Here is a 23433-nt window from a genome sequence, read left to right as displayed (position 1 = left end):
TCCTGTCCGCTAAAAAATACCGTATTGCATTTTAGTCTGAATACAGAAATAGTCCAGACGCCGGGTTCGAGTCCAGAAGCGCTGGAGAACTGCCATGAATCGCAGGGACGCACTCACCACTGTTGCCCTCGGTGCCGCGATGGCCGCAACGGGTTCGGCAAAGGCTGATACCGCAGCCAGTTCGACGCTCGAGCGCATCAAGAAGAGCGGCGTGCTCCGGGTCGCCGTCATCGCCGGCCAGGATCCTTATTTCCACAAGGACCTCACCACCAATCAATGGTCGGGTGCCTGCATCGACATGGCCAACGATATCGCCGCCAAGCTCGGCGCCAAGGTCGAGACGCTGGAATCGACCTGGGGCAACCAGATCCTCGACCTCCAGGCCGAGAAGATCGACCTCGCCTTTGCCGTCAATCCGACGCCGGAGCGCTCGCTGGTCATCGACTTCTCCACGCCCATCCTGGTGCACTCCTTCACCGTCATCACCAAGAAGGGCTTTGCCAAGCCGCAGACCTGGGCGGAGATCAACAAGCCCGAAGTCAAGATCGCCGTCGACATCGGCTCGACCCACGAGACGATCGCGCGACGCTACTGCCCGAAGGCGACGATCCTCGGCTTCAAGGAGCGCAACGAGGCGATCCTCGCGGTTGCAACCGGACGGGCGGACTGCAACATCTCGCTGGCCGTGCTGTCGGTCGCGACCTTGAAGAAGAATCCGACGCTCGGCGATCTCGCGGTGCCGCGGCCGCTATTGACCCTGCCGACCAACATGGGAATCCGCGCCGAAGCCGACCGGCGCTACAAGGACTTCCTCAGCGCCTGGGCCGATTACAACCGCTCACTGGGCCAGACCCGCGAATGGATGTTGAAGGGTTTCCAGGCGGTCGGTCTCGGCCCGGACGACATTCCCGGCGAAGTGCAGTTCTGAGCCGGCTGTCGTCGATCCAGGGCACAGCCTCCAGGCATCATGACGTCGCGATCAGCGGCCTCGATGATCTGATGTCCACATACCCGCAGCCATGATCGACGGGGGCGCCGCCCCCCAGCGTGCAAACTTCGGTTTCTTCCACTACGATCCGGTCGAACCAATCCTTGGGAGCACCGGAATGCGGACCATCGGCCTGATCGGGGGCATGAGCTGGGAGAGCACCGCGCACTACTACAAGCTCATCAATGAGCGCGTCCGCGACCGCATGGGCAAGCTGCATTCGGCTCCGCTGCTGATGTATTCCTATGATTTCCAAGGGATCAAGGAGATGCAATATGCCGGCCGTTGGAGCGAGGCGGCGGCCAGCCTGGCGGAGGTGGCGCGGCGCCTCGAAAACGCCGGCGCGCGTGCGATCGTGCTGTGCACCAACACGATGCACAAAGTGGCCCCCGAGATCATTTCGAGCCTGACCGTTCCTTTCATCCACATCGGGGATGCAACGGCGCAGCGGATTCGGTCGAAGGGTTATCGGCGGGTCGGGCTGCTCGGCACCAAGTTCACGATGGAGGAGCAATTCTACATCGACCGGCTGCGCGCGCATGATCTCGACGTCCTGATTCCTCCCCCTGACGCCCGCGCCGACGTGAACCGCATCATCTACGACGAGCTGTGCCTCGGCCTGGTTGCCGATCCCTCGCGCCGGCGCTATCGGGACGTGATGGCAGCGCTCGTCGCCGCGGGCGCGGAGTGCATCATCCTCGGCTGCACCGAGATCACGATGCTGGTCGGCGCGGACGACACGTCGGTCGAGACATTCGACACCACCGCGATCCACGCCAAGACGGCGGCCGATTTCGCAATCGGGTGACCTCCAACCAGACAGCGATGCTCGAACGCATGCCGCTCCCATCGAAGCGCACCAACGATCCCGAGCGCACCAAGCGCGACATCCTCGAGGTGGCGATGCAGGAATTCGCCCGCGAAGGCTATTCCGGGGCGCGGGTCGACGCGATCGCCGCCCGGACACGCACGTCGAAGCGGATGATCTACTATTATTTCGGCGGCAAGGAGCAGCTCTACCTCGCGGTGCTGGAGGAGGCCTATCGCAGCATCCGTGCGCTGGAGGAGCAACTCGACATCGGAAGCTGCGATGCCCGCGAGGGCTTGCGCCGCCTGATCGAAGCCACCTTCGACCATGACGAACGCAATCCGAGCTTCATCCGCCTCGTCAGCATCGAGAACATCCACCACGGCAAGCATCTGAAGCAGAACCTGCAACTGCGCCAGCTCAACGCCAGCGTGATCGCGACGCTCGACGGCATCCTCAAGCGCGGCCGCAGCGAAGGCGTCTTCCGCGACGACGTCGACGCCATCGATTTGCACCTCGCCATCAGCTCCTACTGCTTCTTCCGCGTCGCCAACCGCCACACCTTCGGCGCCCTGTTCGACCGCGACCTCAGCGAGCCCGGGGTGCTGGCGAAGAGCAGGATCCAGGTCGTGGAGATGATCTTGGCTTGGTTGGGGGCGAAGTGAGACGGCACTGAATCGACCTGGCGAAAGCCAGGACGAGGATCATCCTCAACCACCCTTCTTCTGCCGCGTGCTCGCCAGCAGCACCAGCATGAAGGAGGCCGCCGTCATCAGCGTCGAGATCGCGGCGATGGTCGGATCGATCTCGTCGCGTAGCGCGGTGAACATGCGCTTGATCAGCGGCTGGTACTGGCCCCCGGAGATGAACAGCGCGACGATGGTCTCGTCCATCGCCGAGATGAAAGCGAAGATGCCGCCGGCAACCACGCTCGACTTGATCTGCGGCAAGGTCACCGCGAAGAAGCTGCGCAGGCGGTTCATGCCGAGGCTGCGCGCCACCATCTCCTGCGCCGGATCGAAGCTCTGCAGGCCCGCCAGCACCGAGATCACGACGTAGGGCAGGCCCAACATCACGTTCGCCAGCACCAGGCCGGGCATGGTCGCGACCAGGCCGACCTTGGCGTAGACGAAGAAGATGCCGACCGCGGTGATGATGATCGGCACCACCAGCGGCAGCAGCAGCGTCATATGGATGATCCGCATGATGCGCAGCTTCGACTGGCTGATGGCATAGGCAGCGGCGACGCCACAGGGCGTTGCAATCACGACGGTGAGGAGCGCGACCGTCAGCGTCACCTGCGTCGCCTGCATCCAGGCCGGATTGGCGAAATATTGCTGGTACCAGCGCAGCGAGAAAGACGGCGGCGGGAAGGTCAGGAAGCGCGCGCTGGAGAACGAGATCGGCGCGATGATCAGCACGGGCAGGATCAGGTAGACCAGCACCAGCGCGCTGATCACGTAGAGGGCGATCCGTGCGGGCGAGGCGCGCATCATTTCTGCCCCAGCACGCGATCGAGCGAGATGAAGCGGCTGACGACGAAGAAGATCGCGAGCACGCTGACGAGCAGCACCACCGCGACCGCACTCGCTGCGCCGAACTGGTTGTAGAGCTCGACATTGCGGCTCACCAGCATCGACACCATGACCGTGCGGCCGCCGCCGAGCAATTCCGGCGTGATGTAGAAGCCGAGGCAGAGCACGAACACCATGGTGCAGCCGGCGAGCACGCCCGGCATCGACAGCGGCAGGAACACGCGGAAGAATGTGAGCGACGGGCTGGCGCCAAGGCTGGCGCCGGCCTGCATCAGGTCGGCCGGGATCTTCTGCATGGTCGCATAGAGCGGCAGCACCATGAACGGCAGCAGGATGTGCACGGTCGCAACCACCGTGCCGAACGTGTTGTGGACCAGCGCGAGTGGCTCCGAGATGACATCGAGGTAGCGCAGGAACTGGTTGATCACGCCGGTGCGCTGCAGCAGTGCCAGCCAGGCATAGGCGCGCACCAGCACGCTGGTCCAGAACGGCAGCACCACCAACGCGAGGATGAGGATGCTCCAGCCTTTCGGCACCGAATTGGCGAGATAGGCCACGGGATAGCCGAGCAGCAGCGCGATCAGCGTGACCGCGAGGCTGATCTCGAATGTCAGCGCAAAGCTGCGCCAGTAGATGTCTTCCGTGAAGACGCGGCGGTAGTTCTCCAGCGTGAAGCCGTCGTGATCGACCGACTGCCATGCCAGCCAGCCGACCGGCAGCACGATCAGAGCCAGGATCACCAGCAGCGCCGGCGACACCAATGCCAGCATCAGCGCATGCTCGCGGCGCTGATGCTTCTTCGAGGGATCTGGCACGGATGTCGTCGGCATTGGCGCGCTTTACTTCTGCATGAAGGACGCCCAGCGCTTCTCGGCAGCCTCACCGGCCGGCGAGGACCACCAGGCGTAGGACATCAGCGCCTGCTTGGCCGCATTGGACGGCTCGCTCGGTAATTGCGCAGCGCGCTCGGGCTTGATCACATTGGTCTCGAATGCCTTGGGATTGCCCGGGCCGTAATCGATGTGGAGCGGCAAATTGGCCTGGTGCACGGGATCGACGGCTTCGTTGAGGAATTTCACCGCCGTGTCGCGGTTCGGCGCGCCCTTGAGGATACAGAGCGAGGTGCTCTGCAAAATGCCCTGGTTGTAGGTGAAGGACACTTTTGCGCCCTCCTTGGCGACCGCACTGACGCGGCCGTTCCAGGCCATCTCCATGTCGACCTCGCCGTCGTTGAGCAGCTGTGCCGACTGCGCGCCCGAGGTCCACCACACCGTGATATGCGGCTTGATCTCCTCCAGCTTCTTGAAGGCGCGGTCGACGTCGAGCGGATAGAGCTTGTCCGGCGCGACACCGTCGGCCATCAGCGCGGCCTCGAGCGTTGCGAAGGGGTGGTTGCGCAGCGCGCGGCGGCCGGGAAACTTCTTCACGTCCCAGAAATCCGCCCAGCTGTTCGGCGCGTCCTTCGGAAACGTCTTCTGGCTGAAGGCCAGCACGCTCGAATAGAACTCGTAGGAAACCGAATAGGGGCTGCGATACGCCTCCGGCATCGCCGCGCCGTTCGGAATCTTCGAGAAGTCGAGCTTCTCGATCAGCCCCTGCTCGCCGCCACGCAGGCAGTTGCCGGTCGGGGTGTCGACGACGTCCCAGATCGGCTTGCCGCTGCCGACTTGCGTCTTGATCGCGGGCCAGGCATCGGGAATGGAATCCTGGTTGATGGTGATGCCGAGCTTTTTCGCGGAGGGATCGAGGATCGCCACCGTCTGCGCCTGCTGATAGGCGCCGCCCTGCGAGACGAAGGTGATCTGTTCGGCGGCGCCGGCCGCCGTGCCGCCACATGCGAGCGCACCCAGCAGCGCGCAGCCAAGTCCAACATTCCGTGTCGTCATCTTCCTTGCCTCCTCCAGCGTCAAAGTGAACTCACCGACCGATCGCATCGAGAAACTGGTACCAGCCGGCGACCATGCGGACGGCCGGCTCGCGCAGCGGATAGAACGGAATGGACTTCATGCGGCCGACGTCGAGCAGGCCGACGTCGGGGCTCTCGCCGCGCACGAAGGCTGCGAGATAGCGGCCCATCAGGCTGGACATTGCAACGCCGGCGCCGTTGTAGCCGCGCGCAACCAGCGTGCGGTCGTCGATCCGACCAATATGCGGCACCGAGTCCAGCGTCATCGCGACGAGGCCCGACCATTTGTAGTCGAGCGGGACCTCGGCCAGATCGGGGAAGATGCCGACCATCGCCTTGCGTAGCGCGTCGAAGGCGGCTTGCGAATCCTGCTTGCCGAAGGCGCCGCGGCCACCAAAGATCACCCGGTTGTCGACCATACGGAACCAGCGCATCATGCGCTTGGTCTCGGTATAGGTTCGCCCGCTGGGCATCAGCTTTCCCGCGAGATTGCGCGGCAGCTGCCCGGTCGCGACCATGGCGCTGCGGAACGGGATCAGCGTGCGCTGCATGTGCGCGGTCGCGCCGGTGAGATCCGAATAGCTGTTGGTGGCGATGATTGCCTGCTTGGCGCGCACAGCGCCTTGCGGCGTCTCGGCGACGATGCCGCCGTTTTCGCGCCTGAGCTTGACGACCGGCGACTCCTGAAAGATCGGAACGCCGCGGCTTGCAACGCCATTTGCAAGGCCGCGCAGATAGTTTAGCGGATGAACGCCGCCCGAGCCGGGATTGAGCACGCCGCCGACGAAGATGTCCGAGCCGGTCTCCTCCCGCACGCCGCGCTTGTCGAGGATGCGGACCTCGGCAGAGCCCATCTCGCGCGTCATCCAGTTGGCTTCCTCGATCGCCGCCTTCAGCGTCGTTTCATTATGGGCGGCCTTGACCTGGCCGCTGCGCGTCAGGTTCGCGCTGCTGATGCCGAACTCGGACACCAGTTCCTCGACCATATCGGTCGATTGATGCGCGATCTCGTACATGCGCTTCGCCATGGCGCGGCCGTGCACGGCATCGATCTCACGGAACGAGACGCGGAATTTTGCGGTGATCACCCCGCCATTGCGGCCGCTCGCGCCCCAGCCGGGCCGGTTGGCCTCGAGCACGACCGGCGACAGGCCGTCCTTGGCGATGTGATGCGCGGCGGAAAGTCCGGTGTAGCCGGCGCCGATGATCACCACATCCGCCTGCTGCTCGCCCGACAGCACGGGAAATGTGCGCGCCGGTTCTGCCGTGGCTTCCCACAGCGAGTTGACCGATGGCAGTGCGCGCCAGTCCCGTGCCATGTCCGCCTTCACGGATTTACGCCGCCGGCCCGATCGCCGCGTCGGCGAGCGCCTTCAACGTCGGATAATGGAAGTCCGGCTTGGTCAGCGTCTCCACCGCAGGCGTGCCGCCGAAACCGGCGATGCCCTGACGGCGCTCGATCCAGCACACCTTGTAGCCGAGCTTCCGCGCGATCCCGATGTCGTGATACTGGCTCTGCGCGACGTGCAGGATGTCGGACTGCTTGTAGCCGAAGGCGGACTGGCGGCCCTTGTTGTAGGCGAAGAACTCAGGGTTCGGCTTGGCGACGCCGGTGTCATCCGCGCAGACCGTGTCGTCGAAGGGATCGCCGAGCGCATGCGCGTAGCAGGAGAGCGCGACCCGGTCGGCATTGGTCATCGCCACCAGGCGGAATTTGGTGCGCAGGCGCTTAAGTGCCTCGACCGAATCCGCGAACGGCCCCCAGCGCAGCACCGAGAGCTGAAACGCATCGCAGGCCGCATCGTCGGCGGGCAGTTCGAGCTCGGTGGCGAGATGGCGATAGACGTGGAACATCGCCTCGCTGGAGCGCTCGTAATGCTTGTCGCGGCCGCGCTTGTAGGGTTCGAAGATCTGGTCGTCGCTGAGCTCGGCTGGCGTCTTTCCCGAGATCTTGCGCACCGCGGAGATCACGCCGGTCTCGAAATCGATCAAGGTGCCGACGACGTCGAAGGTGAGAACCTTGAAATTGCTGAACGAGGCTGCTGACGACATTTTTGGCTTCTTCTCTCGGTTGAACAAGGCTTGAGTTCAGTCCACCCTCTTCAGTCCACTCTCGGCACGACGATGGTGTCCTCGGGGTGAAGGGTGACGGTGAGGCTGCCGCCAAGCGGCGGGATGCGGCTGTAGGCCTGGTGATAGCTCGGCTGGCGCAGGCTGAGCGCGATACCGTCGGCCAGTGCCAGGAAGATGCGCAGGCTCTCGCCCTGATAGACGATGTCGGTGACGGTCCCGGTCAGCCGGTTGCAGGCAGCATCCTGCGCGCCGTCGTCGATCAGAAGCTTCTCGCTGTGAACGGCGAGCATGAGGGCGTCGCCTGAGGGAATGGCGCGGGCGCTGCGCAGCAATGCATTGCCGAGCGCGACGCTGGAGGCATCGACGCGGCGGACCGGCAACATCGTCGCCTCGCCGATAAAGCTCGCGACGAAAGAATCGGCCGGATGATCGTGCAGCCGTTCGGGCGCGTCGATCTGGATCAGCCGGCCATCCTTCATCACCGCGACGCGGTCGCTCATGGTCAGCGCCTCGCGCTGGTCATGGGTGACATAGATGATGGTGGCGCCGATGCGCCTGTGCAGCGTGCGCAGCTCGATCTGCATGGATTCGCGGAGCTGCTTGTCGAGCGCGGAGAGCGGCTCGTCCATCAGAATCAGGCGCGGCTCGAAGATCATGGCCCGCGCCAGCGCCACGCGCTGGCGCTGGCCGCCGGAGAGCTGGGCGATGCCGCGCTCCTCATAGCCAGCGAGGCCGACCATCGAGAGCGCGGCGCGCACCTTGTCGAGCCAGCCGGCCTTCGGCAGGCGACGCGCACGCAAGGGGAAGGCGACGTTCTCGCCGACGCTCATATGCGGGAAGAGCGCGTAGTTCTGGAAGACGACACCGATGTCGCGCTTGTGCGGCGGCATGTAAGTGACATCACGGCCGCCGAAGAGAATCGTGCCCGACGTCGGAAGGATGAAGCCGCCCAAAATGCCGAGCAGCGTGGTCTTTCCGGAGCCTGACGGGCCGAGCAACGAGACGAACTCGCCCGCGCCGACATTGAGGGAGACGTCATCGAGAGCGCGAACGGCGCCATAGGTCTTGCTGGCGGACCTGATCTCGACGCTTTCCGCTCGTTTGTCCAACGATCGACCTCGCCTCTCCCAGAATGGCGTGCCTCCCTGCGCGCCATAAGCCTACTTTATAGACAGCGAATTTGGCCATTCGCGATCGAAGCGTGCACCGCACCATCTCTTCTCGCGCAAGCCCTGTCGTTAGGCTGTCATGCCAATGACACCAGACTTGCCAAAACCCGGCAATTGCCAAATTCTCACCGGCCTCATAACATGAAGTTATGCCTGAGCTGCGCCGCATGCTGCCGTCCAGCAACGCCCTGTTCGTCTTCGACGCAGCGGCGCGCAACGGCAGCTTCACGGCAGCCGCCGCCGAGCTGAACGTCACGCAGCCGGCCGTGAGCCGGATGCTCGGCCAGTTCGAGGAGCATCTTGGCGTCCGCCTGTTCGACCGCAAGGCTGGCCGCGCCGTGCTCACCGAGGAAGGCGAGTTGCTCTATCGCCGCGTGCTCGAAGGCTTTCGCAGCATCGAGAGCGGCCTCGTCGAGATCGAGCGGCGGCGCAAGGGCACCGAGACGGTGACGCTGTCGGTCTCCTCCGCCTTCACGACGCACTGGTTGATGCCGCGCATCGACAAGCTCCAGAAGCAGTTTCCGCAAATCGATCTGCGCTTCCAGCTGATCTCCGGCGCGCTACGCGGGCCGGTGGAGAATGTCGACCTCGGCATGCGCTTTCGCGATCGCGACGAGCCGTCGTCCGGAGGTACGCTGATCATGAAGGAGGTCATGCTGCCGATGTGCAGCCCCGCCTATCTCGGCGAGACCGACCCCGCCGAAGGCAACACCATCATCCGCCTCGCCGAGACGCCGGGCGACTGGGCCGCCGACTACGCATCGCTCCTCACCGGACGCCGTGGCGCCGCCAAGGCGCTGAGCTTCACCGACTACGCCGTCGTGGTGCAGGCCGCGCTGCTGGGTCAAGGCATCGCGCTCGGCTGGCTGACCGTTGCCTCGCACTGGCTCCTCACCGGCGCACTGGTGCCTGCCTCCGACAGGCTCACCACCACACGGCGCCTGTGTGAATTCCTGCCGCCGCGCAACCGCCCGATGCGCCCCATCGCTGCCGAGATCCGCGACTGGATCATCGCGCAGATGAAGAGCGAGATCGCCGCGATCGACCGGCTCTATCCGAAACTCGGCGCGATGGCGGCGTGTTATTGAGGGAGCGATGCAATGCTCTCGCTCGAAGATGAGGTCGTCATGCCCGGGCTTGTCCCGGGCATCCACGTTCTTCGTGCGACGTGGTTAGGCGTGGATGGCCGGGACAAGCCCGGCCATGACGTTTTGAGACGCAGAGGCACAAATCACCGATGCTCGATTGCGCGGATCGCACCGCGGAGCTCGGCGAGGCCGCGCAGCCGGCCGATCGCGGTATAGCCGGGATTGGTGCGTTTGGTCGCGGCGAGATCGTCGAGCATGCGGTGGCCGTGATCGGGGCGGAACACGATCCTCTTCTCTGGCGACCGCCGCGCGTTCTCCTTGAGCAGCGCCTTGAGCACCGCGACCATGTCGACGTCACCGTCGAGATGATCGGACTCGTAGAACGACAGGCCGTCGGTCTCGCGCTTGGTGGCGCGCAGATGGGCAAAGGCAATGCGGGGGCCGAAGCGTTCGGCCATGTCGGGCAAATCGTTCTCCGCGCGCACGCCGAGCGATCCCGTGCACAGGCAGATGCCGTTGGCCTTCGACGGCACGGCGTCGAACAGCGCCTGATAATCGTCCGCGCTGGAGGCAATCCGGGGCAGGCCGAACAGCGGCCGCGGCGGGTCGTCCGGATGCAGCGTCAGCGACACCCCGAGCTGCTCGGCGACCGGCGTCACGCGCGCCAGGAATTCGGCGAGATGCTGCCGCAGGATTTTTGGCGTAATGTCGCGATAGGTCTCGAGCCGGTCGCGGAACTGCGGGATGGTCATCGGCTCGGTGGTCGAACCGGGCAGTGCGCTGGCGATGACCATGACGAGATAGTCGATATCGGCCTGGCTCATCTGCTCGAACAGCGCTTTCGCGCGCACCTGCTCTTCCGGCGAATATTCCTGAACCGCGGCCGGGCGCTTGAGGATATGCAGCTCGAACGCCGCAAAACGGTCCTGGTCGAACCGCATGGCGCGGGCGCCGTTCGGCAACTCCCATTCGAGGTCCGTGCGGCACCAGTCCACGACCGGCATGAAATTGTAGCAGATGATCTTGATGCCGGACGCGGCCACCGCCTCCATGCTCGCGATCCATGCCTCGATGGACTTCGTCGCTTTGCCGCCGAGACGCTTGACGTCGTCGGGAATCGGAATCGATTCCACCACCGACCATGTCAGCTGCGAGCGGCCGGGCTGGCCGTTCTCGATGAAGTTCTTGCGTTCCTCGACCGCCTTCCGCGTCCAGGCTTCGCCGATCGGCACCTGATGCAGGGCCGAGACGATGTCGCTCGCCCCGGCCTGCCTGACGTCGTCGAGCGAGACCGGATCATCCGGCCCGTACCAGCGCCATCCCTCCAGCATCATGCGTTGCCTCCCATCAATTCGCGGTCAGCACGACCTTGACGCTTTGCGAGCGATCGAGCGCCAGCCTAAGCGCGTCGGGCGCGGTCGACAGTGGCCGCTCGGCCGTCACCAGTGAAAGCACGTCGACGCTGCCGTCGGCGATCAGTTCCACCGCGTTCATGAACTCGAAGCCGAACCGGAACGAGCCGCGCAGGTCGATCTCCTTGGCCATCACCGCATTCGATGGCGTCGGGATCTGCCCGCCTGGCAGATTGCCAATCTGCACCACGACGCCGCCACGCCTGACGATGCCGATGGCGCTGGCAAGGCCGGCGGCGGTACCCGAGACCTCGAAGGCGACGTCATAGGGACGCGAAGCCGCCTGCGCCTTCAGCCCCTCCTCGCCACCCGAGACATTCTCGACATGCGAGGCGCCGAGCCGGGTCGCGAAAGCGAGCGGCGCCGGCGCGATGTCGGCCACCGTGACATCGGTCATGCCGGCGCGGTGGGCGGCGAGCATGGTCAGAAGCCCGATCGGACCGGCGCCGAAGATGATGCCGCGCTTGCCTTCGATGTTGCCGGCACGCGCGACCGCGTGCAGGCAGACCGCGAGCGGCTCCGCCAGCGCTGCAGCCTGATAGGACACGTGATCGGGAATCTTCACGCACTGCGCGGGAATGGCATCGAAGTAATTCGCAAAGCCGCCCTGCATGTGCGGCGTCTTGGAGGCCGAGCCCATGAAATAGATGTTCTCGCAGAGGTTCGGCCGGCCCTCGCGGCAAGCGACGCACCGGCCGCACCAGCGCGACGGGTTGACCGCGACGCGGTCGCCGACCTTCAGATTGGCAGCAGTGCCGGAGATCTCCACGACCTCACCCGAGATCTCGTGACCGAGCACAAGCGGCGACTTCACCACGAAGTCACCGGTGCGGGCATGGCGGAAGTAGTGCATGTCCGAGCCGCAGATGCCGCCCGCGCCGAAGCGGACGCGCACCATGCCTTCCGCCAGCTTGTCGAGCGGATGTTCGACCATGCGCAAATCTTCGGGGCCGAACAGGGTTGCGGCGAGAGCAGTAGAGGTCATTTGGACAGTCCCATGTATTTCGGCAGCCAGAGGGTCAGTTCGGGAATGAAAGTGATCGCGATCAGCGCGAGCATCAGCGGCACCAGCCAGGGCAGGATCGCCACGGTCGTGCGCTCGACCGAGAGCTTGGCCACGCGGGCAAGCACGAACAGCACCATGCCGAGCGGCGGATGCAGGAGGCCGATCATCAGGTTCAGCGTCATGATCAGGCCGAAGTGAATCGGATCGATGCCGAGCTTGAGCACGATCGGCAGCAGGATCGGCACCAAGATGGTGATTGCCGCCGTGGTGTCGATGAAGCAACCGACGAACAGGATCAGGACGTTGGCGAGCGCCAGGAACACCCATTTGTTCTGGGTGATGCTGAGCATCCAGTCCGACAGCATCTGGGCGGCCTGCGACACCGTCAGCAGCCAGGCGAAGATCGAGGCTGCCGTGACGATGAACAGTACCGAGGCTGTGGTCTCGATGGTGTCGAACGTCGCCTTGGCGACGGTCCGGAACGTCATGGTTCGGTAGCGCACGAGGCCGAGGAACAGCGACCAGATCACCGCGGCGACCGCGGCTTCCGTCGGCGTGAACCAGCCGAGCGTCATGCCGCCGATCAGGATCACCGGCGCCATCAGCGCCATCACCGCGGAGAAGTCGAAATACCAGTCGATCAGGAGCAGCGTGCCGAGTCCGATCACGACCGCCATGTTGACCGAGAGGCCCGCAAGCACCATCAGCCAGATCGCCATCGGGAATGACAGCACGATCAGGATCTCGAGCCCGGCCGAACCGAGCTGCGGCCAGGAGAACGGCGTGTCGCTGCCCCATTTGTTCTTGTGCGCGAAATAGGTGACGGTGACCATCATGAACAGCGTCAGCACGACGCCGGGAATGACGCCGCCCAGGAACAGCGCGCCGATCGAGACGTTCGCCATCATGCCGTAGATCACGAAGGGCAGCGACGGCGGGATGATGGGCCCGAGCGTCGCCGAGGCCGCGGTGACGCCGACCGAGAATTCGGTGGAGTAGCCGTGGTCCTTCATCGCCTTGATCTCGATGGTGCCGAGACCGGCGGCGTCGGCGATCGCGGTGCCGGACATGCCGGAGAAGATCACCGAGCCGATGATGTTGACGTGGCCGAGGCCGCCGCGCATCCAGCCGACCAGCGCGACGGCGAATTTGTAGATACGCCCGGTCACGCCGGCGATGTTCATGAGGTTGCCGGCCAGGATGAAGAACGGCACGGCGAGCAGCGGGAAGCTCTCGACGCCGGCGATCATGCGCTGCGCCAGCGTGACGTCGGGCGTCACGCCGCTGACCAGGATGTAGAGCAGCGACGACACCGCCATGGCGATCGCCACGGGAACGCCGAGCAGCATCAGGACGAGAAAGCCTCCGAGCAACAGCAGCATGGTGTTATCCTTCCGATCCGTCGTAGGCACCGGGACGTTCGAGGACCGAGTAGCCCTGCCGCCAGTTCTGTATCGCCACCTGCACGGAGCGTGCAAACATCAGCGCGAAGCCGAGCAGCACGGCGTAATAGACGTAGTCCTTGGGAAGATTGATCGTGGTCATCTGCTCGTCGCCGATGATCTGGATGTAGACCCAGACCAGCTTGATGGCGTAGCCGAAGAAGGCGATCCGGATCAGGTCGATGGCCGTCGACAGCGCGCGCGCCACGAGGTGCGGCAGATAGCGATAGACCAGGTCGACCTGGATGTGCCGCGACAGCCGCACGCACATCGAAGAGCCGATGAAGACGACGCCGATCAGGCAATAGGTCGCGATCTCCTCGGTCCAGGCGTAGCTGTCGTTGAGCACGTAACGGGTGAAGAACTGGAGGAAGACGGCGAGCGCCATCACCCAGAAGATCGCGAGCGCCACCCAGTCTTCGAACGCGTAGACGCCGAGATCGACCTTCGGCGTCGCCTCTTCCTCGAACGTATGGGCGATCTCGTCCGCAGTGATCTGCCGGTGGATTTCGGCGGTGGACATGGGTTACCTCTCTTCAGATCGTCGTTCCGGGCCGCCGCCTCAGCGTCGAACCCGGAACCTCGAGATTCTCAGGTGCGCAGCTGCGCACCATAGTTCGGTCCTACAGACCGCCCCGGAATGACGGCTACGCCGTCACTTCACCGCCTGGATCTTTTCCCAGTCGGCCTTGCGATAGCCGAAGGTCTCGAACGCGACGTTCTTCAGCACGGTGTCGCGGAACTCGTTCTTGTCGACCTCGGTCACGGTCAGGCCCTTTTCCTTGAAGAAGGCGACCAGCTTGGCCTCGTTCTGCTTGATCTCTCCGGTCGCCTTGGCTGCGGCTTCCTGGGCGACGTCGGTGAAGATCTTCTTGTCCTCGTCAGAGAGCTTCTTCCACAGCGCGCCGGCGATCACGGTGTTGAGGTGGTCGACGATGTGGCCGGTCAGCACGATGTGCTTCTGCACCTCGTAGAACTTCTTGGCCTCGATCGTGGTCAGCGGATTCTCCTGGGCCTCGACGGTGCCGTTCTGGAGCGCGAGATAGACTTCGGCGAAGGCGATCGGCGCGGTGTTGGCGCCGCAGGCGCGCGGCATGGCGAGATAGGCCGGCACGTCGGGCACGCGCATCTTCAGGCCCTTCATGTCGGCGCAGGTCTTGATCGGCTTGTTCGACGAGGTCTGGCGCACGCCGTAATAGGTCACCGCGACGATGTGGTGGCCGCTCTTGTCCTCATAGCCCTTGGCTAGCTCTTTGAAGATGTCGCTCTTGGTGTAGGCGAGCAGATGATCGGCGTCGCGGAAGGTGTAGGGATAATAGGTCACGCCGATCGGCGCGAAGCTCTTGGCCGCGAAGCTGGAGCCCGAGATGATGATATCGACCGAGCCGAGCGAGAGGCCCTGGTTGATGTCAGCTTCCTTGCCGAGCTGGGAGGCCGGATAGACCTCGATCGCGTAGCGCCCGTTGGTGCGCTTGCCGATTTCCTGCGCGGCCCACACCGATGCGGTGTGGAACGGCTCCGAGGTCTCGTAGACATGGGCCCATTTGAGCTTGGTCTGCGCCATGCCTGCGCTGGTCGCAGCCAGCAGCGTAGCGGCAGAGATCGCCACGGCAATCGTCATCTTCTTCAACATCGACTTTTCCTCCATCGTTCAAGTCTGCTTCTTGTTCACCCGCCCCAAGAGGATGCGGGCCGTCCAATCTCATCGCCGACGCGCATCTCTGCTCGCGGTTCGCTTCTTCGGCGCCTGTTTCGGCTTTACCGGTTGTGCCGCAGTTCGCACCGCGCGGCTGCGTCCGGACGACGATGCCGCCGCGGTCTCGGCACCGAAATTCTGCGCAAACCGCGCCTGGGAGCGCGCCAGATGCTCGCGCATCGCCTCGCGCGCGGCGTCGGGGTCATGCGCGGCGACCGCGTCCCGCACCGCGCGATGCTCGTCGAGCGCCGTGCGCCAGGTGCCGGGGCTTTCGAAATAATGCGCCAGCTGCGCGAAATAGGGATTGAGGCGCTGGTCGAACAGCTCGCCGACCACGCGCACCAGAACGGCATTGCCGAGGCTTCCGGCGATCGCGACGTGAAACGCCCGGTCGTGGACCATCGAGGCTTCGCCGGGATGCTCGACATTCTCCATCGCGACGAGCGACACATCGATGCGGGCGATATCGTCCCTGGTCGCGACGCGCGCTGCCTCTTCGGCGATCGCGCTTTCAAGGAATTCGCGGGCGCGCAGCAGCTCGAACGGGCCCTCAATGACGGCGGCGGGTGCGGGCGCGGTCACGGCTGCGGGCTCGATCACGTAGATGCCGGACCCGACGCGGATGCGGAGGCGGCCTTCGACCTCGAGCGCGATCAGGGCTTCGCGCACCGTTGGCCGCGACACCTTGAGCTGCTCGGCGAGCTCGCGCTCGGTCGGCAAGCGGCTGCCGACCGCGTACTCGCCGCTGTCGATCAGGCTTCGCAATTGATCGGCGACCTGGCGATAAAGCCGTCTCGCCTCCACAGCTTCCAGCGGCACGCTGGTCCTCCCGAAAGGGTCGCGCGGCACCTCCCGGCGCCCGCGGCCTGCCAATTTTGGAAAATTGGTCTTACCAATTGACCAGAGCATTGACCCGATACGGGCGCCATGTCAAGCAGCGGCGAAGCGAAGGGGGGACGTCCATGCGCCAGAGCTCGATGCGTCTTGGCCGCGCCAATCTCGACCGGCTGCCGGCTGGCATCTGGCGCCCGGCCTATGATCGTTCACGCATGACGCCCGGGATCGTGCATCTCGGCCTCGGGGCCTTCCATCGCGCACACCAGGCCGTCGTCATCGATGATTGCCTTGCCGCAGGCAGCACATCCTGGGGCATCATCGGCGCGAGCCTGCGTAGCCCGGATACACGCGATGCCCTCGCCCCGCAGGACCATCTCTACACCGTTGCCATCCGGTCGGCGGAAGGCACCCAGCATCGCGTCATCGGCGCGCTGCTCGACAGCATCGTCGCGCGCGAGAACCCGGCGCGGCTGGTCGGGCAAATGGCCGATCCCGCCACCCGCATCGTCTCGCTCACGGTCACCGAGAAGGGCTATTGCCACACGCCGCAGACCGGCGATCTCGACGAGCGGCATCCCGACATCGTGCACGACCTCAACAACCCCGATGCGCCGCGCTCGGCGCCCGGCTTCCTCGTGGCTGCGCTGGCGCGCCGGCGTGCCCAGGGGCTCTCGCCCTTCACGGTGCTGTGCTGCGACAACCTCGCCGCCAATGGTCACACCGTGCAGCGCATCGTGACGCAGTTCGCCGCGCTGCGGTCGAAGGATCTCGGCAAGTGGATCGCGGATACGGTCGCCTTTCCCTCGACCATGGTCGACCGTATCGTGCCTGAGTCGACGGATGCCGACCGGGATGCGGTGTCATCGGCACTGGGCATGCGCGACGCCTGGCCGGTGATGACCGAGCCTTTCACGCAATGGGTGGTCGAGGATCGTTTCACCGCAGGCCGGCCCGATCTTGCCGCAGCTGGCGTCGAGCTCGTCGCCGACGTCAAGCCGTTCGAGCTGATGAAGCTGCGGCTGCTCAACGCCAGCCATTCGGCGCTCGCCTATCTCGGCTATCTCTCGGGCTACGAGACTATCGCCGACACCATGCAGGATCCGCACTTCGCGCGCCTCGCCGCGCAGGTGATGGAGGAGGCTGCGGTGACGCTGACCATGCCTGCTGGTACCGACCTCGCCGCCTATCGCGCCTCGCTACTGAAGCGCTTCGCCAATCCGGCGCTGCATCACCGCACCTGGCAGATCGCGATGGACGGCTCGCAGAAGCTGCCACAGCGCCTGCTCGGCGCGATGCAGGATCGCCTGCGCAAGGACTTGCCGATCGCAACCCATGCGCTCGCGGTGGCCGGCTGGATGCGCTACGTCACCGCAATAGATGAGCACGGCCGCGCGATCGACGTGCGTGATCCGCTCGCCGCCGAGTTCGCGTCGCTGGCGCGCGAGGCGGGACCCGCCGCCGAGCGGCTCGCGCCCGCACTGCTCGGGGTCACGAAGGTGTTCGGGGCGTTCGGTGCCGAGCCGCGCCTGCGCGAGGCCGTCACCACCGCGCTCGGCCGCCTCTACAAGGATGGCGCGCGATGTGCGGTGGAGGCGCACGTCACCGCCTGACCACGAAGCGGACAATGCTGCACTGCGTTCAAAGTCGACGGAAGTCGCGCTTGATTTTTGCCTGTCATTGCCGCACCCGGAAGGCATGGCAAAGGACAGCAAGGTCATCGCCGCGAACGCGGCCTTCTACGCCGCCTTTTCGGCCGGCGATTTCGAGGAAATGCAGCGGATGTGGGCGGATGACGACACCATTTCCTGCATTCATCCCGGCTGGCCGGCGATCATCGGGCGGGCCACGGTGATCGGAAGCTGGCGCGACATCCTGCAGAACCCGGAACGGCCCCAGATCGTCTGCGCCGAGCCGCAGGCCATCGTCGACGGCGACAGCGCCCGCGTGCTCTGCATCGAGATCGTCGACGGCACCGCCTTGGCTGCTGCGAACCATTTTCGCCGCGTCGGCGACGGCTGGCGCCTGGTGCATCACCAATCGAGCCCGATCGCGCAAATTGTCGAGCAGTCCGAGGACGATAGAGCAAGCCATCGCGTCCACTGAGGACGGCGATCACGGCGGCGTGATCTACTGTGCATGGGGTTGTTTTCGCCGTTTCGTTTTCGTTTAGCGCCTCATCCAAGCCTGGACAAATCGTCCAGTACGGCCCGTGCATCGCTGAAATCATCGTCCCGGAAGAACAGGCTGCGGGTGATGAGCACCGGAATGTTGGCCCGCGAGGCCGCGATCAGCCCGTTGGCGGAATCCTCGATCGCGACGCAGTCGGGCGCATCCAGCCGCAGCCGCGCCAGCACTTCGAGATAGACGTCCGGCGCGGGCTTCTTGTGCCTGACATCGTCACCGGCAACGACGGCGTCGAAATCCACGGCCCAACGCGGCCCCAGCGCCTGCGACAGCAGTGCATCGATATTGCCGTGCGAGGTGGTGGTCGCGATCGCAAGCCGCTGGCCGCGCGCCTTCGCCGCAGCCAGCAGCTCCGCCACGCCCGGCCGCAACGGGCAGCAGCCGGTCTCGATCAGCCCGGCATACTGCGCGGTCTTGATGCGGTGGAGCTCCGCGATGTCCACGTCGGATAGGGGCACGGCTGTCTCCAGCCTTGCATGATAGGCACGCATGCGCTCCTTGCCGCCGGTCACGCGCAACAGGTCCTTGTAGACCGCACGGTCCCATTCCCAGCCGAGCCCGTGTCGCGAGAAGGCATGGTTGAAGGCCTGCCGGTGGAGCTCCTCGGTTTCGGCGAGGGTGCCGTCGACGTCGAAGATCAGCGCGGCGGCCTGCCGGATCAGGTCGGCGGCGCCCGATGGCGCGATGGTGACCGCTTCTACATGCATCGTCATGAGCAACCATCGCCCGGTGCTGCGGCCGAGACAAATCGCAATATCTTTTGCCCGCCCCAAAAATCTCTTATGAGCGGAGACGCGCGCAGCGGCGCGATGGAACTCCGACCGGCACGGCAAAGGCATGCGGCTCTTCATTCTCGGCTTCGGCTACAGCGCCCGCCATTTCGTTCGCAAATACGGCGGCGCCTTCACGCATATCGCCGGCACCGTGCGCAATCCCGCGCAGCGGGATGATCTCCCCGGCATCGAGCTGCATGCTTTCTCCGGGAGAGGTCCGGACCGCGCGACAGCCGAACGCATCAGCGAGGCCGATGTCCTTCTCGTCTCGATTCCGCCCGGCAGCACCGGCGATCCCGCACTCGATGCGTTCGGTGACGCGCTGGCCGCGCGCCGCTGCAAGGTCATCTATCTCTCTACCATCGGCGTCTATGGCGACCACGGCGGCGGATGGGTGGACGAGAGCACGCCGCCGCAGGCTGCGCTCGCGCGCGCGCAAATGCGGATCGCGGCGGAGCAGGCCTGGACGGATGCGACCGGTGGCGATGCCGCGATCCTCCGGCTCGCCGGCATCTATGGCCCCGGCCGCAACGCACTGGCGACGCTACGCGCTGGAACGGCCCGGCGCATCATCAAGCCGGGGCAGGTCTTCAACCGCATCCACGTCGACGACATCGCGAGCGCGATCATCGCCGCTGTTCATCACCCGAAGGGCGGCATCTGGAACGTCTGTGACGACCAGCCCGCGCCGCCGCAGGACGTGATCACCTATGCCGCGCAGCTGATGGGCGTTGCACCGCCGCCCGAAGAGCCGTTCGCTACCGCCGAGATGTCGCCGATGGCCCGCAGCTTCTATGCCAGCAGCGCTCGCGTCTCCAACGCGAAGCTGAAGCACGAGCTCGGCGTCACCTTGACTTGCCCGACCTACCGGCACGGCCTCGATGCGCTGTGGCGCGCGGGCGAAGGACGATAAGGTTCCCGCATTTCCCCCGCGTCCCAGACATGCCCTGCCTGCGCTTGACTTCATTCCGGTGCGGTCGTGATCTGGTTGTCGAGCGAGCCACGGCCTAACGAGCTCGCCTCTTGGGAGGATGCAATGAACAAGACGATCGCCATGATCGCAGCGGCTGCCATCATCACGTTCGGCGCAGCCAACGCTGCGCCGCTGCCCGAAACCAATCCCGACGACGCCGGCATCTCCAAGCCGGGGCTCGCACGTCTCGATAACTTCTTCGCGCGCGAGATCGCCGCCAAGCGCGTGCCCGGCGCGGTCGTCGCGGTGGCACGCGACGGCAGGCTCGTACACTACAAGGCCTACGGCATGCTCGACCCGGACAAGGGCACGCCGATGCCGATCGACGCGATCTTCGCGCTGGCCTCGATGACCAAGCCGATGGCGGCGGTAGCAGGCCTGACGCTGATGGAGCAGGGCCGGCTGCCGCTCCAGGCCAAGTTGTCCGACTACTATCCCGGCTTTGCCGACATGAAGGTCGGCGTGCCCCAGGCGGACGGGTCCCTCAAGCTCGAACCGCAGGCCTCGCCGATCTTCATCCATGATCTCTATCGCCACACCTCCGGTCTGATGTATGGCGGCCGCCCCGACAGCTCGAGTCCGGTGGCTCGGCAATATCCTGACGGGATCGCGCCGGCGATCGAAGGCGATACGCAAGCCTTCGTCGACCGCATCACCAAGCTGCCGCTAGCACAGCAGCCCTCGACCACCTTCGAATACGGCTTTTCGATCGACGTGCTCGGCGCCGTGGTCGAGAAGGTGAGCGAGCAGAAGCTCGGCGAATACCTCGCCGCCAATGTGTGGCAGCCGCTCGGCATGAAGGACGCGACCTTCCACCCGACCGATGCGCAGCGCCCTCGCCTCGCCCGCCCCTTTGCCAACGATCCGCTGACCGGAAAGCCGCAGGCCATCAAGCTCTTGGACACGCCGACCAAATTCGACTGCGGCGGCGCCTGCTCATTCGCCACGGTCGGCGACTACCTCCGCTTCGGACAGATGCTGCTCAATGGCGGCGAGCTCGACGGCCAGCGCATTCTCGGACCGAAGACCGTGCACCACATGACCACCAACCATCTCGGTCCCGAGATCAAGAACAACGTGGCAAACGTCGAGCCGCATCGCGGCGGCTTCGGCTTCGGCCTTTCGGTCGCGGTCCGCACCAGCGAGGGCCTGTCGTCGGTCCCCGGCAATCCCGGCGAGTTCACCTGGAACGGCGCATATGGGACGCAATTCTTCTGCGATCCCAAGGAACGTCTCGTCGTGGTGGTAGGAACGGCAGCGCCGGGCGAGCTCAGGAAATATTATCGCGAGCAGGTTCAGGACATCGTCTATGGTGCGATGGTGAAGTGAGATCGTTGCGCTGAAATAAAAAGGGCGGCCGATCGGCCGCCCTTCGTGTCCAGCGTCAGCTCAGGACGCCATATTTCCTGAACCAGGCTTGCGCCTGCTTCCAGGCGTCTTCCGCGGCGTCCTTGCGGTAACTGCCGCGGTAGTCGGCATGGAAGCCGTGCGGCGCTTCGGGATAGATCTTGAACTCGGCCGTCTTCTTGTTCTGCGCGAGCGCGGCCTTCATCTGCTCGACTTGCGCGACTGGGATGCCGGTATCGGCACCGCCATAGAGGCCGAGCACCGGCGCCTTCATCTCGGGTGCGAGCTGCATCGGGCTCTTCAGCCACAGCGGATTTTCGGGGTCGACCACGGTGCCGTAGAAGGCAACGCCCGCCTTGAGTGTGCTGCTATGTGCGGCATATTCCCAAACCGTACGGCCGCCCCGGCAGAAGCCGATGATGCCAAGCTTCGCCGTATCGCCGCCTTGCGATCCCGCCCATGCCACCGTCGCGTCGAGATCGGACAGCAGCTCGGCGTCGGGCTTGGCATTGACGATCGGCAGCAGGTCCTTGATGTCCGAGACCTTGGTGAGATCGGTGCCCTTGCGGAAGTAATAGTCCGGCGCGATCGCGAAGGCGCCGAGCTTGGCGAGGCGGCGCGTCACATCCTTGATGTATTCGTGCAGACCAAAAATCTCCATCGCCACGATGATCACGGGAGCCTTGGTGTTGCCGGCCGGGCGGGCGAAATAGGCAGGCATCTCTTCGGAGCCGACCTTGATCTTGGCGTCACCGACCTGGAGGCCGCTGGTGTCCGTCGTGATCACCTCGGCCCGCACCGGACCTGCCGCCAGCGTGTAGCCGGCGGCCACGGCTGCGGTCGCGCTCATGAATCCGCGGCGCGAGACCGGCGCGACTTTCGTCAGCCCGACAACGTCGGATGTCATGGTAGTTTCGAAGCTCATTGGCTATTTCCCTTCCTGCTGCCTGGTACCCAGGGAGCGGCGCATTCGCCAATAATCGCTCGCGAAACGCAAATCACCAGCCCGCGAGTGCGCTGTCGTCAGACTTGTTCCAGCGCAGCTTCCCCGGTGCAGTTCTCTGGCATCGGGCTCATCGCAATCGATGGTGGCTGCAAATGCCGTACGCTTGACGTTGAACGGCGCTGCTTGCTTTTTTCCAACGATACTCTGACTTTCCCGCACTCGCTCGTGCTGCGACTTAACCGTCCAGCCGCATCGCATCGCAACATCCATTAACCGAGAAAACGGTTCAGCCACCCCGCGCGGCGCTGCAAGGAATGCGTCGACTCACGCTTCTGGGAGGCTTCGACCGCAACAAATGGACATCGCAGTGACGACAATGACGCATCATGTTGCGCAATCACCGCACATCATCGTCAATCCGCGCGTGAGCCGACGTGATTTGATTGAAATTTTCGGATGAGTTGAGCCGAACGATTTACTCGAACTTTCTTTGTGGCGCTCTAGTTCCACGACCGGAAGTTCCATCTCCGGACACGACGGTCTTCCCGCGCGATCCGCCGTCCGGCAGGACGAAAGACCGCTCGAGTGGTTCGATCTCGTCACCCAGATTGCGCTTACTCATGGCTCAATTGAATAAAGTTTTATCCCGCCCGGAATTGAAATGAATTTGGCTCGCGAATCGATTGAACTGTTGGAGCAGGTCGCGCGGATCCTGTGGTTCGAAGGCACCAAGCACGGATTGCGCGACCGCGAGTGGATGGCGCTGCGCTTCCTCTCCCGTGCCAACCCGTTCTCCCGAACGCCTTCAGCGCTGGCCAGTTACGTCGGCACCACGCGCGGCACCGCCTCGTTCATCATCGGCGAGCTCGAGCGGCTCGGCTATCTCGAGCGCAAGCGCTCGGCCAAGGACAAACGCTCGGTGACGCTGAGCGTGACGCAGCAAGGCAAGAAGTTCCTGGTGCGCGACCCCACCAACGTTCTCGTCGAGGCAATTGCCGTCCTCGACGACGACGTCAAGATCCGCTTTCGCGACACGGTCCGGCATGTGCTGGATCGGTCGGACGCGGCCGAGCAGCGGCACCACACCGACGTCTGTAGGCGATGCATCTTCCTCCGAGAGGATCGCACCGCCACGGACAACAAGACCACGGTGGAGTTCAGCTGCCGCCTGTTTCGCGCGCCGATTGCGGAGACCGAGGTCGATCTGCTCTGCACCAGCTTCGAGCATCACCGCCAGTAGAAGGTCGCGC

The 23433-nt window shown here is 64.7% G+C and carries 23 protein-coding genes; 9 read left to right on the top strand and 14 right to left on the bottom strand.

All coding sequences use genetic code 11. The features are described from left to right. Window positions 1–94: 94 nt before the first annotated feature. The 3 genes from BCCGELA001_RS09090 (at window position 95) to BCCGELA001_RS09080 (ending at window position 2461) form a co-directional block, all read left to right on the top strand. Window positions 95–928: a transporter substrate-binding domain-containing protein gene (locus BCCGELA001_RS09090; RefSeq protein WP_060735102.1), complete on the top strand. Its 834-nt coding sequence runs from the start codon at window positions 95–97 to the stop codon at window positions 926–928. Window positions 929–1106: 178 nt separating this feature from the next. Continuing rightward, window positions 1107–1796, top strand: coding sequence for an aspartate/glutamate racemase family protein (locus BCCGELA001_RS09085; protein ID WP_008560152.1), 690 nt, complete (start codon window positions 1107–1109; stop codon window positions 1794–1796). Between the two features lie 17 nt (window positions 1797–1813). Further along, complete coding sequence (locus tag BCCGELA001_RS09080) at window positions 1814–2461, top strand: TetR/AcrR family transcriptional regulator (protein ID WP_008560154.1); 648 nt, start codon at window positions 1814–1816, stop codon at window positions 2459–2461. A gap of 45 nt (window positions 2462–2506) precedes the next feature. Here the strand turns inward: BCCGELA001_RS09080 and BCCGELA001_RS09075 are convergent, their stop codons facing one another. The 6 genes from BCCGELA001_RS09075 to BCCGELA001_RS09050 are packed head-to-tail and all read right to left on the bottom strand — an operon-like array spanning window position 2507 to window position 8419. Then, window positions 2507–3292: an ABC transporter permease gene (locus tag BCCGELA001_RS09075; protein ID WP_008560155.1), complete on the bottom strand. Its 786-nt coding sequence runs from the start codon at window positions 3290–3292 to the stop codon at window positions 2507–2509. Continuing rightward, on the bottom strand, window positions 3289–4161 hold the full coding sequence (locus BCCGELA001_RS09070; protein WP_193409769.1) for an ABC transporter permease: 873 nt from the start codon (window positions 4159–4161) through the stop codon (window positions 3289–3291). The genes BCCGELA001_RS09075 and BCCGELA001_RS09070 overlap by 4 nt, the downstream gene beginning before the upstream one ends. Window positions 4162–4170: 9 nt before the next feature. Next, a complete protein-coding gene (locus tag BCCGELA001_RS09065) occupies window positions 4171–5217 on the bottom strand; it encodes an ABC transporter substrate-binding protein (RefSeq protein WP_060737568.1) in 1047 nt (348 codons plus the stop codon). 31 nt (window positions 5218–5248) lie between these two features. Then, complete coding sequence (locus BCCGELA001_RS09060; protein WP_060735101.1) at window positions 5249–6556, bottom strand: NAD(P)/FAD-dependent oxidoreductase; 1308 nt, start codon at window positions 6554–6556, stop codon at window positions 5249–5251. 16 nt (window positions 6557–6572) lie between these two features. Next, the gene (locus BCCGELA001_RS09055) at window positions 6573–7289 is read right to left on the bottom strand and encodes an HAD family hydrolase (protein WP_008560178.1); all 717 of its coding nucleotides are present in this window, start codon (window positions 7287–7289) and stop codon (window positions 6573–6575) included. A 50-nt stretch (window positions 7290–7339) separates the two neighbouring features. Beyond that, window positions 7340–8419 (bottom strand): ABC transporter ATP-binding protein, encoded by a 1080-nt coding sequence (locus BCCGELA001_RS09050; protein ID WP_060735100.1) that lies wholly within the window; start codon window positions 8417–8419, stop codon window positions 7340–7342. Window positions 8420–8628: 209 nt separating this feature from the next. On the opposite strand from BCCGELA001_RS09050, the gene BCCGELA001_RS09045 reads away from it, so the two are divergent. After that, a complete protein-coding gene (locus BCCGELA001_RS09045) occupies window positions 8629–9567 on the top strand; it encodes a LysR family transcriptional regulator (RefSeq protein WP_060735099.1) in 939 nt (312 codons plus the stop codon). A gap of 143 nt (window positions 9568–9710) precedes the next feature. Here the strand turns inward: BCCGELA001_RS09045 and uxuA are convergent, their stop codons facing one another. From uxuA to BCCGELA001_RS09015, 6 genes are all read right to left on the bottom strand, one after another. Then, window positions 9711–10898, bottom strand: a complete 1188-nt coding sequence (gene uxuA / locus BCCGELA001_RS09040) for a mannonate dehydratase (RefSeq protein WP_060737567.1) — start codon at window positions 10896–10898, stop codon at window positions 9711–9713. 16 nt (window positions 10899–10914) lie between these two features. Next, entirely contained in the window at window positions 10915–11964 is a 1050-nt protein-coding gene (locus BCCGELA001_RS09035) for an L-idonate 5-dehydrogenase (protein ID WP_060735098.1), read from the bottom strand. Continuing rightward, window positions 11961–13367 (bottom strand): TRAP transporter large permease, encoded by a 1407-nt coding sequence (locus tag BCCGELA001_RS09030; RefSeq protein ID WP_060735097.1) that lies wholly within the window; start codon window positions 13365–13367, stop codon window positions 11961–11963. Before BCCGELA001_RS09030 ends, BCCGELA001_RS09035 begins: the two co-directional genes overlap by 4 nt. A 4-nt stretch (window positions 13368–13371) precedes the next feature. Continuing rightward, the gene (locus BCCGELA001_RS09025) at window positions 13372–13950 is read right to left on the bottom strand and encodes a TRAP transporter small permease (RefSeq protein ID WP_008560219.1); all 579 of its coding nucleotides are present in this window, start codon (window positions 13948–13950) and stop codon (window positions 13372–13374) included. A gap of 132 nt (window positions 13951–14082) precedes the next feature. Continuing rightward, window positions 14083–15048: a sialic acid TRAP transporter substrate-binding protein SiaP gene (locus BCCGELA001_RS09020; protein ID WP_442855176.1), complete on the bottom strand. Its 966-nt coding sequence runs from the start codon at window positions 15046–15048 to the stop codon at window positions 14083–14085. 81 nt (window positions 15049–15129) lie between these two features. Then, the gene (locus BCCGELA001_RS09015; protein ID WP_060737565.1) at window positions 15130–15942 is read right to left on the bottom strand and encodes a FadR/GntR family transcriptional regulator; all 813 of its coding nucleotides are present in this window, start codon (window positions 15940–15942) and stop codon (window positions 15130–15132) included. 143 nt (window positions 15943–16085) lie between these two features. Here BCCGELA001_RS09015 and BCCGELA001_RS09010 point away from each other — a divergent pair, with 143 nt between their 5' ends. Further along, window positions 16086–17570: a mannitol dehydrogenase family protein gene (locus BCCGELA001_RS09010; protein WP_193409768.1), complete on the top strand. Its 1485-nt coding sequence runs from the start codon at window positions 16086–16088 to the stop codon at window positions 17568–17570. An 85-nt stretch (window positions 17571–17655) separates the two neighbouring features. Further along, complete coding sequence (locus BCCGELA001_RS09005) at window positions 17656–18063, top strand: nuclear transport factor 2 family protein (RefSeq protein WP_008560242.1); 408 nt, start codon at window positions 17656–17658, stop codon at window positions 18061–18063. A 71-nt stretch (window positions 18064–18134) separates the two neighbouring features. On the opposite strand, the gene BCCGELA001_RS09000 is transcribed toward BCCGELA001_RS09005, so the two are convergent. After that, window positions 18135–18851, bottom strand: coding sequence for an HAD family hydrolase (locus BCCGELA001_RS09000; RefSeq protein ID WP_060737563.1), 717 nt, complete (start codon window positions 18849–18851; stop codon window positions 18135–18137). Window positions 18852–18981: 130 nt separating this feature from the next. Between BCCGELA001_RS09000 and BCCGELA001_RS08995 the strand changes: the two genes are divergently transcribed. Further along, window positions 18982–19830 (top strand): SDR family oxidoreductase, encoded by an 849-nt coding sequence (locus BCCGELA001_RS08995; protein ID WP_008560247.1) that lies wholly within the window; start codon window positions 18982–18984, stop codon window positions 19828–19830. Between the two features lie 123 nt (window positions 19831–19953). Then, window positions 19954–21219: a serine hydrolase domain-containing protein gene (locus tag BCCGELA001_RS08990; protein WP_060735096.1), complete on the top strand. Its 1266-nt coding sequence runs from the start codon at window positions 19954–19956 to the stop codon at window positions 21217–21219. Between the two features lie 55 nt (window positions 21220–21274). Here BCCGELA001_RS08990 and BCCGELA001_RS08985 read toward each other — a convergent pair whose 3' ends face one another. Beyond that, complete coding sequence (locus tag BCCGELA001_RS08985; RefSeq protein WP_008560260.1) at window positions 21275–22162, bottom strand: dienelactone hydrolase family protein; 888 nt, start codon at window positions 22160–22162, stop codon at window positions 21275–21277. A gap of 682 nt (window positions 22163–22844) precedes the next feature. On the opposite strand from BCCGELA001_RS08985, the gene BCCGELA001_RS08980 reads away from it, so the two are divergent. Beyond that, window positions 22845–23423: a MarR family winged helix-turn-helix transcriptional regulator gene (locus BCCGELA001_RS08980; protein WP_008560262.1), complete on the top strand. Its 579-nt coding sequence runs from the start codon at window positions 22845–22847 to the stop codon at window positions 23421–23423. Window positions 23424–23433 lie beyond the last annotated feature (10 nt).

Source organism: Bradyrhizobium sp. CCGE-LA001 (assembly GCF_000296215.2).
GTDB lineage: Bacteria > Pseudomonadota > Alphaproteobacteria > Rhizobiales > Xanthobacteraceae > Bradyrhizobium.
This window is presented reverse-complemented; position numbering and strand designations above follow the sequence as displayed.